Origin of the sequence: Citrobacter sp. wls826 (genome assembly GCF_005281245.1) — a bacterium.
GTDB lineage: Bacteria > Pseudomonadota > Gammaproteobacteria > Enterobacterales > Enterobacteriaceae > Citrobacter > Citrobacter braakii.
Window position 1 is genome coordinate 321203 of sequence record NZ_SZWS01000061.1, and the last position, 11913, is coordinate 333115.

At 51.7% G+C, this 11913-nt stretch carries 9 protein-coding genes and 1 pseudogene; 9 read left to right on the forward strand and 1 reads right to left on the reverse strand.

What is annotated here, in order from left to right:
* From FDW87_RS19040 to FDW87_RS19060, 5 genes and pseudogenes are all read left to right on the forward strand, one after another.
* A pseudogene (locus tag FDW87_RS19040) lies at positions 1-885 on the forward strand (Gfo/Idh/MocA family protein); the annotation flags it as partial.
* Complete coding sequence (locus tag FDW87_RS19045; RefSeq protein WP_137380043.1) at positions 882-3158, forward strand: glycoside hydrolase family 65 protein; 2277 nt, start codon at positions 882-884, stop codon at positions 3156-3158. The pseudogene FDW87_RS19040 and the gene FDW87_RS19045, both read left to right, overlap by 4 nt.
* Complete coding sequence (gene pgmB / locus FDW87_RS19050; protein WP_103283782.1) at positions 3155-3823, forward strand: beta-phosphoglucomutase; 669 nt, start codon at positions 3155-3157, stop codon at positions 3821-3823. The genes FDW87_RS19045 and pgmB overlap by 4 nt, the downstream gene beginning before the upstream one ends.
* Positions 3824-3833: 10 nt before the next feature.
* A complete protein-coding gene (locus FDW87_RS19055; protein WP_016153219.1) occupies positions 3834-4916 on the forward strand; it encodes an ABC transporter ATP-binding protein in 1083 nt (360 codons plus the stop codon).
* A 68-nt stretch (positions 4917-4984) separates the two neighbouring features.
* Positions 4985-5890, forward strand: a complete 906-nt coding sequence (locus FDW87_RS19060; protein WP_046274545.1) for an OmpG family monomeric porin — start codon at positions 4985-4987, stop codon at positions 5888-5890.
* A 29-nt stretch (positions 5891-5919) separates the two neighbouring features.
* Here the strand turns inward: FDW87_RS19060 and FDW87_RS19065 are convergent, their stop codons facing one another.
* On the reverse strand, positions 5920-6930 hold the full coding sequence (locus tag FDW87_RS19065; protein ID WP_049269488.1) for a LacI family DNA-binding transcriptional regulator: 1011 nt from the start codon (positions 6928-6930) through the stop codon (positions 5920-5922).
* Positions 6931-7158: 228 nt separating this feature from the next.
* Here FDW87_RS19065 and pspE point away from each other — a divergent pair, with 228 nt between their 5' ends.
* The 4 genes from pspE to tyrR all read left to right on the forward strand — a co-directional run bounded on the left by pspE (position 7159) and on the right by tyrR (position 11766).
* On the forward strand, positions 7159-7476 hold the full coding sequence (gene pspE, locus FDW87_RS19070) for a thiosulfate sulfurtransferase PspE (protein WP_049040220.1): 318 nt from the start codon (positions 7159-7161) through the stop codon (positions 7474-7476).
* A 142-nt stretch (positions 7477-7618) separates the two neighbouring features.
* Entirely contained in the window at positions 7619-9016 is a 1398-nt protein-coding gene (locus tag FDW87_RS19075) for a YcjX family protein (protein ID WP_016153215.1), read from the forward strand.
* Positions 9013-10074, forward strand: a complete 1062-nt coding sequence (locus tag FDW87_RS19080) for a YcjF family protein (RefSeq protein WP_137367070.1) — start codon at positions 9013-9015, stop codon at positions 10072-10074. The genes FDW87_RS19075 and FDW87_RS19080 overlap by 4 nt, the downstream gene beginning before the upstream one ends.
* Before the next feature lie 147 nt (positions 10075-10221).
* On the forward strand, positions 10222-11766 hold the full coding sequence (tyrR, locus tag FDW87_RS19085; RefSeq protein WP_016153213.1) for a transcriptional regulator TyrR: 1545 nt from the start codon (positions 10222-10224) through the stop codon (positions 11764-11766).
* Positions 11767-11913 lie beyond the last annotated feature (147 nt).

Genomic DNA, 11913 nt, shown 5'->3' on the forward strand with positions numbered 1-11913 from the left:
CCGCAGGTTTGGGACGATCCTCAGACGATGCTACGCGAGGCTAAGCCAGATATCGTCAGCATCTGTTCACCCAATCGTTTTCATTATGAACACACCATGTTGGCGCTGAACGCCGGATGCCATGTGATGTGTGAGAAACCTCCGGCGATGACGCCAGCCGAGGCGCTGGAAATGTGTAACACGGCGCGTCGAATGGGGAAAGTTCTGGCTTATGATTTTCATCATCGTTTCGCACTGGATACGCAGCTGCTTCGTGAGCAGGTGATGGCCGGCGTGCTGGGTGAAATCTATGTCACCAATGTCCGCGCTTTGCGCCGCTGCGGCGTGCCCGGCTGGGGGGTATTTACCAACAAAGAACTGCAGGGCGGCGGGCCGCTGATTGATCTCGGCATCCATATGCTTGATGCCGCCATGTATGTGCTGGGGTTTCCGGCAGTAAAGCGCGTTAACGCACACAGTTATCAACGCATTGGCACGCGTAAAAACAGCGGCCAGTTTGGGAAATGGGATCCCGAGACGTATACCGTGGAGGATTCTCTGTTCGGGACGATTGAATTTCATAACGGCGGTATCCTGCGACTGGAAACCTCTTTTGCGCTGAATATCCCGGAACAATCGATTATGAACGTTAATTTCTGCGGCGATCTGGCAGGGGCGACGTTATTCCCGGCCCAGGTTTATACCGATCGTGAGGGTACGCTTGACGTACTGCTTCAGCGCGAAATAGCCGATGACAATCGTCATTATCGCAGCATGGAAGCTTTTGTGAATCATGTCCAGGGCGAGCCTGTCACTATTGCCGACGCAGAGCAAGGCGTCGTTATTCAACAACTGGTTGCCGCACTGTATCAATCGGCTGAAACAGGGACCTACGTAGACTTATGACGAGGCCAGTAATGCTAACTGAACCGGCTTTTTGCCCACACAACCTGAATAAATATGCGTCCCTCATGACGACCGGTAACGGTTATATGGGGATTCGCGCCAGCCACGAGGAAGCCTACACCTTACAAACTCGCGGCATGTACCTTGCTGGACTGTATCACCGGGCAGGGAAAGGCGAGATTAATGAACTGGTTAATCTGCCTGATGTGGTGGGGGTAGAGATTTCACTCAATGGTGAGATTTTCTCGCTCACCAGCGGCGTTATCGAAAGCTGGCAACGTGAACTGGATTTTGCCAGTGGGGAATTACGCCGTGCGCTTACCTGGCGTGCGTCTGGCGGAGCGCGTTTTGCCATTGAGAGCCGGCGATTTGTCTCGGCACAAAAACTGCCGCTGTTTGCGATGGAAGTTGTCGTCACGCCACTGGATGGCGATGCCAGCATTGGTATCTCGACCGGAATTGACGCCACGATGACCAATCATGGTCGTCAGCATTTGGATGAAACGCAGGTCCGGGTCTTTGGCCAGCATCTTATGCAAGGGATTTACACCACCCAGGACAACCGCAATGATATCGCTATCACCACGTATTGCGATGTAGACGGTGCAGCGCAGCGCTGCTTCACCGCGAAAGAACGTCGGCTGTTACAACACAACAGCATGCAGGCGAAAGCCGGACAGCGCGTCACGCTGACAAAAATTAGCTGGGTAGACTGGGCGAGCGAACGCAGCCTGTCGCTTGAGACCTGGGGACGCCAGTCGCTGCGCAACCTGGAAATGTGCGCGCAGCAAGGCTATGACGTTCTGCTTGCTGAGTCGGCTGCTAACTGGCATGCCTGGTGGCAAAATCGTCGCGTTCAGGTCACCAGCACTGATGCCAGCGATCAGCGAGCGCTGGACTATGCGCTCTATCATCTGCGTGTGATGACTCCTGACCACGATGAGCGCAGCAGTATTGCGGCCAAAGGTCTGACGGGGGAAGGGTATAAAGGCCACATATTCTGGGATACCGAGGTCTTTCTGTTACCGTTTCATCTCTTTACCGAGCCGAAAACCGCGAGAAGTTTGTTGCGTTACCGCTGGCATAATCTGTCGGGGGCGCGTGAGAAAGCCCGCCGTAACGGTTGGCAGGGAGCGCTTTTTCCTTGGGAAAGCGCTCGCAGCGGTGATGAGGAAACGCCTGAATTTGCGGCGATCAACATCCGTACCGGACTGCGTCAGAAAGTGGCCTCCGCGCAGGCTGAACATCACCTCGTGGCGGATATTGCCTGGGCGGTAATCAATTACTGGCATGCCTCAGGGGATCTAAACTTCATGTCCCGTGAGGGAATGACGTTGCTGCTGGAAACGGCGAAGTTCTGGATCAGCAGGGCGGTCATGGTTAATGATCGTTTAGAGATCCACGATGTGATTGGCCCGGATGAATACACTGAGCATGTGAACAACAACGCGTTCACCAACTACATGGCCAGGTACAACGTGGAACAGGCGCTGGGTTTTGCCCGTCGGTTGGGCTGCGGTGATGAGACGTTTATTCACCGCGCAGAGTATTTTTTACAGCATCTCTGGCGACCGGAAGTTCAGCCCGATGGCGTGCTACCTCAGGACGATACCTTCCTGAGCAAACCGGCTATCGATCTGTCACAGTACAAAGCCAAAGCGGGCAAGCAGACGATTTTGCTCGATTACTCCCGTGCAGAAGTCAATGAGATGCAAATTCTCAAACAGGCCGATGTGGTGATGCTGACCTACATGTTACCGGAGCAATTTTGCCCGCAAACCTGTCTGGCAAACCTGCGCTTTTACGAGCCGCGCACAATTCATGACTCCTCGTTGAGTAAAGCGATCCACGGGATTGTGGCAGCGCGTTGCGGTGATCCGGCACAGGGCTATCGGTTCTGGCGTGAAGGATCGCTTATCGATCTCGGGGAGGACCCACATAGCTGCGATGACGGCATTCATGCAGCGGCAACGGGCGCCATCTGGCTGGGCGCAATCCAGGGATTTGCTGGCGTGAATATTCGCCACGGGGAGTTACACCTTGCTCCTGCCTTACCGGCTCATTGGCAAACGCTGTCTTTCCCGCTGCGCTGGCAGGGCATCGATATGCAGGTAATCATTAATGCGGCTGAAATCCGTATTAACAGCACTGAGCAGATTGTCCTTTGGGTCAATGGTGAAAAGGTCTCCGTGCAGGGGGAAACCGTAATCCGCAATGACGCCATTATTTCGCCCATTTATGGGACCGCTACCACAGAAAGGGGCGATGAATGATACTCAAACCACAGGCCATCATTTTTGATTTGGATGGTGTGATTACCGATACCGCGCATCTGCATTTTCTGGCCTGGCGGCAAGTAGCCGATGAAATAGGGATTGTGATCGACGAAGCATTTAATGACAGCCTGAAAGGGATTAGTCGCGGCGAATCACTACAGCGTATTTTGCACCATGGTGGGAAGGCGGGGGCGTTTTCTCCCGAGGCCTGCGCACAATTGGCAGAGAGAAAAAACAGACTGTATGTCCATTCTTTGCGCCAGCTGACGGTTAACTCGGTATTACCGGGAATACGTGAGCTGTTGATGACGTTGCGGGAAGAACGGATTCCGGTAGGGTTGGCCTCTGTGTCGCGCAATGCCCCGGCTATTTTACAAGCGCTTAATCTTAGCTCTTGCTTTGATTTTTGTGCGGATGCGGCATTGATAACCCGCTCGAAACCGGATCCGGAAATTTTCCTGGCAGCCTGCGCGGGTCTTGGCGTTGACCCGCAACAATGTATTGGCATAGAAGATGCACAAGCGGGAATTGATGCAATCAACGCCTGCGGCATGCTTTCTGTCGGCATCGGTAAAGGGCTGAATGGGGCAGACTTGCTGCTTCCGGCAACCGAATTTCTGACGTGGCCGTGCTTATCGGCTTTCTGGCAACACGACAAGTAAAGGATTCAACATGGCACAGCTTTCGTTGCAACACATTCAAAAAATTTACGACAACCAGGTACACGTCGTTAAAGACTTCAATCTGGAAATTGAAGATAAAGAGTTTATTGTTTTTGTTGGACCTTCCGGCTGCGGGAAGTCAACTACGTTGCGCATGATCGCCGGTCTGGAGGAGATCAGCGGCGGCGATCTGCTGATTGACGGTAAACGGATGAACGATGTGCCGGCAAAATCACGCAACATTGCGATGGTTTTTCAGAACTACGCGTTGTACCCACACATGACCGTCTATGACAACATGGCGTTTGGTCTGAAAATGCAGAAAATAGCGCCTGCTGTGATTGAGGAGCGCGTCAACTGGGCGGCGCAGATCCTTGGCCTGCGCGATTATCTGCAGCGTAAACCCGGCGCGTTATCCGGTGGTCAGCGTCAGCGTGTGGCGCTGGGGCGTGCGATTGTACGTGAAGCGGGGGTCTTCCTGATGGATGAACCCTTATCGAATCTCGATGCCAAACTTCGCGTTCAGATGCGGGCTGAAATTAGCAAACTGCATCAGAAACTCAATACCACCATGATCTATGTTACCCACGACCAAACCGAAGCCATGACTATGGCGACGCGTATTGTGATTATGAAAGATGGCATCGTTCAGCAGGTTGGTGCGCCGAAAACGGTTTATAACCACCCGGCAAACATGTTTGTCGCCGGATTTATTGGTTCACCGGCCATGAACTTTATTCGTGGCGCGATTGATGGTGATAAGTTTGTTACTGAAACACTGAAATTAACGATTCCACAAAATAAATTAGCACAATTAAAAGCGCAGGGTTATGAACATCAGGCGGTCACTCTGGGAATTCGTCCTGAAGATATACATCCGCAGCTTAATAATGAAAATAGTATATCGGCAAAAATTAGCGTTGCAGAATTAACCGGCGCTGAATTTATGCTTTATACCATTGTTGGGGGGCATGAGTTGGTGGTCCGTGCTGGGGCAGTGAATGATTATCATGCAGGAGAAAATATCACTATTCATTTTGATATGGCGAAATGCCATTTCTTTGATGCTGAAACTGAAGTGGCTATTCAATAAAATTCCGGGGGGATAAATCCCCCCCAAGCCTTGGGGCATTTTTGCGAGTATTTTAACAAGGAATAATAATGAAAACCCTACTGTCCGCTACTGCGCTGATTATGAGCGCAGGAATGGCCTGCGCGCAGGCTGCTGAAAATAATGACTGGCACTTTAATATTGGTGCTATGTACGAAATAGAAAACGTTGAAGGTCAGGGCGAAGATATGGATGGACTGGCTGAGCCGTCCGTCTATTTCAACGCATCTAATGGGCCGTGGAAAATATCGCTGGCCTATTATCAGGAAGGACCGGTTGATTACAGCGATGGTAAGCGTGGTACCTGGTTTGATCGCCCGGAACTGGAAGTCCGCTATCAATTTCTGGAAAGTGAGGATGTTAATTTCGGTTTGACCGGTGGCTTCCGTAATTACGGTTATCACTATGTCAATGAACCAGGAAACGACACCGCTAATATGCAGCGCTGGAAAGTTCAGCCGGACTGGGATGTTAAACTGACCGACGACCTGCGCTTTAGCGGTTGGCTGTCGATGTATCAATTCGTTAATGATTTGAATACTACTGGCTACTCCGATAGTCGTGTCGAAAGCGAGACCGGTCTGAATTACAGGTTTAACGAAACGGTGGGCTTAACGGTCAACTATTACCTTGAGCGCGGCTTTAATCTGGCTGATTCGCGCAATAATGGTGAGTTCTCAACCCAGGAAATTCGTGCATATTTACCGTTGTCTTTAGGCAATACCACCCTGACGCCGTATACCCGTCTGGGGCTTGATCGCTGGTCAAACTGGGACTGGCGAGATGATCCGGAACGTGAAGGCCATAATTTCAATCGTCTCGGTTTACTGTATGCATATGATTTCCAGAATGGTTTATCAATGTCACTGGAGTATGCCTATGAGTGGGAAGATCACGACGAAGGCGAAAGCGACAGATTCCATTATGCTGGTATAGGCGTGAACTACGCATTCTAAAATATACTGGGGCATTTATGCCCCAGTTTTTACACCAGTGAGTCGACCAGCGATATTTGCGTGCTCACCGTGATATTTTGTAATCCTTTCTCGCCCGCAATCAGGTTAAATAATAAATTACAGCTTTGTTCACCCAACTGCTGGGTAGGAACATCAATTCCCCCAGGAACGGGCGTGAGCATAAAAGACAACAGCTCATTACTGTAGCCCACAACGGCAAGTTGTTGTGGGATGGTTATATTTTTCTCAGCCGCCACGCGATATAAGCTCATTAATTTCAAGCTGTCGGTGGCAAATACGGCGTCGGGTAACGGCTGCTGACTCAGTAATTTTCGTGAAGCGAGCAGGGCTGTTTCATGGGTATAGCCCCCGTCAACAATCCATTCATCGCGCATTTTAATATTATGCGCCTGAAGGCTGGCTTTATATCCGTTAACGCGATCGATAGAAACATGAACATCAAGCGGCGCGTGCAAACAGGCTATATTACGGTGTCCACTCTCAATCAGCGCATCAGTTAGCGTAATGCTGTCGCGATAATTATCTGTGTCTACAGAATAGACATTGGCGTAGTCGCCTTCAACCTTTCCAATAACCACAACCGGTACGTTGTATTTATCCAGCCTCGCAAAAAAAGATTCATCGGCGGGAGAGCTCAGCATAATGATTCCTTTGATCAATTTCTGCTTAATTTTGCTCTCACATTTTTGTAAATCATCTTCAGTGCTTCGCGATGTCTGTAATATGACATCAAAACCGACCTCTTCAGCCTTGGCAGTAATAGCATGCAGCACTTCAGAGAAAAACGGATTACCGGCGGTTGTTTTTGCTGAACGGGTAGATATCACCATTATTGCATCAAACCCGGAAGAGGTGAGTGCGCGAGCAAGTTTATTGGGCTGGTACTGTAACTCATCAATAGCACGCAGCACTTTTTCAAGCGCTTCCGGCGAGATATTGGTTTGCTTATTAAGCACGCGCGATACCGTGGATTTTGATACGCCAGCGGCTCGTGCAATATCATAAATGGTAGGAGACATAGATCCCAAGCTCCGTCCGAGAGTCAATGGCGAACATATTATGGAGTTAATTGGCGAATGACAACAATATCGGAATGCGGGCAGAAAAATCAAAAAACTAACCGCAGTATGCGCAACCAGAGGAAGAGTCGTCCACGGGTGCAGAGGGTGATAATGCGATCGCAATATTTTCTTAAGAACTGGCGTATAGTGTGTTGGTTAAATCCAACTATCAGTCAGGAAGATATTATGTTCAAAAAAGGCGTATTAGCGTTGGCACTGGTCATCGGCATGCCGGTTTTTGCAGCCGAGCACTGGATTGATGTTCGCGTTCCTGAACAGTATCAACAGCAGCATATTCAGGGGGCGGTAAACATTCCATTAAAAGAGATGAAGGCGCGTATCGCTGCTGAAGTTCCTGATAAGACCGACACTGTGAAGCTGTACTGCAACTCCGGGCGTCAATCGGGGCAGGCGAAGGATATGTTGACGGAAATGGGCTACACGCAGGTGACCAACGAAGGTGGCATCAATCAGATAGCGCTTCCTAAAGTAGAGAATCAATAAACCGCCCGCATTCCTTCTGCTCCAGGCGGTAAGAATAATGCCGCCTGTTACAGCTCAGGTAGTTGATAAGTAAGAATTGACCCCTATCTTTACTTCCTGTTTGTTATAATTTCTTCAGTTCCTTCAGCAAAACGGGATGGCGATGAAGCGACTTAAAAATGAACTCAATTCGCTGGTTAATCGCGGCGTAGACCGGCATTTGCGCCTGGCTGTCACCGGACTTAGCCGTAGCGGTAAGACGGCGTTTATCACCGCGATGGTAAACCAGTTACTCAATATTCATGCCGGTGCGCGTCTGCCGTTGCTCAGTTGCGTGCGCGAAGAGCGTCTGCTCGGCGTTAAACGGGTTCCACAACGCGATTTTGGTATTCCGCGCTTTACCTATGATGAGGGACTGGCGCAGCTGTATGGCTCACCGCCGACCTGGCCGACACCTACGCGCGGCGTGAGTGAAATACGCCTCGCGCTGCGCTACAAATCCAATGATTCATTGCTGCGCCACTTTAAAGACACCTCCACGCTGTACCTGGAAATCGTCGATTATCCGGGGGAGTGGCTGCTCGATTTACCGATGCTGGCCCAGGATTATCTCAGCTGGTCGCGGCAAATGACCGGATTATTACAGGGACAGCGGGGCGAATGGTCGGCAAGATGGCGGCAGTTATGCCAGGGGTTGGATCCGCTGGCGCCTGCTGATGAAAACCGTCTGGCGGAAATCGCTGCCGCCTGGACGGAGTATCTGCACCAGTGCAAGCAGCAGGGACTGCATTTTATTCAGCCGGGCCGTTTTGTTCTGCCCGGAGATATGGCGGGCGCGCCTGCGCTGCAGTTCTTCCCGTGGCCGGACGTTGATGCCTGGGGGGAATCGAAGCTGGCGCAGGCAGACAAACACACCAATGCGGGCATGCTGCGCGACAGGTTTAATTATTACTGTGAAAAAGTCGTGAAGGGATTTTATAAGAATCACTTCCTGCGCTTTGACCGTCAGATTGTGCTGGTCGATTGTTTGCAACCGCTCAACAGCGGGCCACAGGCGTTTAACGACATGCGTCTGGCACTCACCCAACTGATGCAAAGTTTCCATTATGGACAGCGCACGCTGTTTCGTCGGCTGTTTTCCCCGGTGATCGACAAACTGCTGTTTGCCGCCACCAAAGCCGACCACGTCACGGTCGATCAGCACGCCAATATGGTGTCGTTATTGCAGCAGTTGATCCAGGACGCCTGGCAAAACGCTGCGTTCGAAGGTATCAGCATGGATTGTCTGGGACTGGCATCAGTACAGGCAACCACCAGCGGCCTGATCGATGTGAAAGGCGAAAAGATCCCGGCGCTGCGTGGTCATCGTCTGAGCGATGGTGAACCATTAACCGTTTATCCGGGGGAAGTGCCCGCGCGTTTACCTGGACAAGCATTCTGGGACAGCCAGGGCTTTCAGTTTGAGGCGTTTCGCCCGCAGGTTATGGATGTCGATAAACCCTTACCGCATATTCGTCTTGATGCCGCGATGGAGTTTTTAATAGGAGATAAATTGCGATGAGCGAGCCGTTAAAACCGCGTATCGATTTCTCAGGTCCGCTGGACGTGGAACAAAACGCGGCGTTTAAAGCGCAGCAGATGTTCAATGAAACAGAGGCGCAGACTTTTTCTCCGGCGACAGTGGATGAACCTCTGCAAGACGAAGGTCAGGCTGAGGCCGTCATTGATGCGGCCCTACGCCCCAAACGCAGTTTGTGGCACAAAATGGTAATGGGCGGGTTGGCGCTGTTTGGCGCGAGCGTTGTCGCTCAGGGCGTACAATGGACTATGAACGCCTGGCAGACTCAGGACTGGGTCGCGCTGGGAGGATGTGCCGCTGGCGCATTGATTATCGGCGCAGGTATCGGATCGGTTGCGACCGAGTGGCGTCGGCTATGGCGTTTGCGCCAGCGTGCGCACGAGCGCGATGAAGCGCGAGATCTGCTCCACAGCCATGGAACCGGAAAAGGTCGTGCATTTTGTGAAAAGCTGGCGCAGCAGGCGGGTATCGATCAGTCCCATCCGGCGCTACAGCGCTGGTATGCCTCAATTCATGAAACGCAGAACGATCGCGAAGTCGTCAGCCTGTATGCCCATCTTGTGCAGCCGGTGCTGGACGCGCAGGCCCGACGTGAGATTAGCCGTTCAGCGGCGGAGTCCACGCTGATGATTGCCGTCAGTCCGCTGGCATTGGTGGATATGGCGTTTATTGCCTGGCGAAACCTGCGGCTGATTAATCGCATCGCATCGCTGTATGGCATTGAACTCGGTTATTACAGCCGCCTGCGTTTGTTCCGCCTGGTGCTACTAAATATCGCTTTTGCCGGGGCCAGTGAGCTGGTGCGGGAAGTGGGAATGGACTGGATGTCGCAGGATTTAGCCGCTCGCTTATCGACGCGTGCCGCGCAGGGTATTGGCGCGGGATTATTAACGGCGCGTCTGGGTATTAAAGCCATGGAACTTTGCCGACCGCTGCCGTGGATCGATGACGATAAGCCACGACTGGGCGATTTTCGCCGTCAACTGATTGGTCAGGTGAAAGAAACCTTACAAAAGAACAAATCGCCGCGCGAAAGTTAGCTAAAAATTGGGCGCCAGTCGTTTAACTTTACGTCCTGGCGCCTGATTTTCCAGCGAGCTGTCAATATTTGTTGACAGAGTTCTTCCTGCAAACCCAATACTGTCTTATCATTTAATACATAATCCCTTGTCCAGGTGAAGGTTCCTATGCGTTTGGAAGTCTTTTGTGAAGACCGACTTGGTCTGACCCGCGAATTACTCGATTTACTGGTGCTGAGAAGCATTGATTTACGCGGTATCGAGATTGACCCCATCGGGCGGATTTACCTCAATTTTGCGGAACTGGAGTTCACCAACTTCAGTAGTCTGATGGCTGAAATCCGCCGTATTTCAGGGGTTACGGATGTGCGTACCGTGCCCTGGATGCCTTCCGAACGAGAACATCTTGCGCTGAGCGCGCTGCTTGAGGCGTTACCAGAACCGGTCCTTTCTCTGGATATGAAAAGCAAAATCGAGATGGCGAACCCTGCGAGCTGCCAGCTTTTCGCGCACACTCAGGATCGGATGCGCAATCATACCGCCGCCCAGTTAATCAATGGGTTTAACTTCCAGCGCTGGCTCGAAAGCAATCCGCAGGATTCTCATAGCGAGCATGTCGTAATTAACGGACAGAACTTCCTGATGGAGATTACGCCTGTCCATTTGCAGGGTGAAAATCAGGAGCAGATGCTGACTGGTGCTGTTGTCATGCTGCGCTCCACCATCCGGATGGGGCGTCAGCTGCAAAATATGACTACGCAGGATCTGAGCGCGTTTAGCCAGATTATTGCCGTCAGCGCCAAAATGAAACACGTAGTGGAACAGGCGCGTAAGCTGGCGACACTAAGTGCGCCGCTGCTGATTACTGGTAATACCGGCACCGGCAAAGATCTCTTTGCCCATGCCTGCCACCTGGCAAGCCCGCGTGCGTCGAAGCCGTATCTGGCGCTGAACTGCGCGTCAATTCCTGAAGATGCGGTCGAAAGTGAGTTGTTTGGCCATGCCCCGGAAGGCAAAAAAGGCTTCTTTGAGCAGGCGAATGGCGGCTCGGTTCTGTTAGATGAAATTGGTGAAATGTCGCCGCGTATGCAGACCAAATTGCTGCGTTTTCTCAATGACGGCACGTTCCGCCGCGTGGGAGAAGATCACGAAGTTCATGTTGATGTCCGCGTGATTTGCGCGACGCAAAAGAACCTTGTGGAAATGGTGCAGAAAGGGCTTTTCCGTGAAGATCTCTATTATCGTCTGAATGTACTGACGCTAAATCTGCCGCCGCTACGCGATTGCCCGCAGGATATTATGCCGCTTACCGAACTGTTTGTGGCACGCTTCGCCGACGAGCAGGGCGTGCCGCGTCCGAAGTTGTCTGCCGATCTCAGCACGGTGTTAACCCGCTACGGTTGGCCGGGCAACGTGCGTCAGCTTAAAAATGCCATCTACCGGGCGCTGACCCAGCTTGAAGGCTATGAGCTGCGGCCGCAGGATATTTTACTGCCGGATTACGATGCGGCAACGGTTGCGGTCGGAGAAGAGGTGATGGAAGGATCGCTGGATGAAATTACCAGCCGCTTTGAACGCTCTGTGCTGACGCAGCTTTATATGAATTATCCCAGCACGCGCAAACTGGCCAAGCGCCTCGGCGTTTCGCACACCGCGATTGCCAACAAATTGCGTGAATACGGCCTGAGCCAGCAGAAAAAAAGCGAAGAGTAACGCGGTAAATGAAAATGCCTCCTGGCCGGAGTAATGCTTGTCAGTTAAGCATTATGGAGAACATGTGATTTCGGCTCAGGGTTTCGTTCACCTCAGTGGTATTACTTTTCTGAAGCGCAGATATCTGTGAACGTGCAAGGGAGGCTC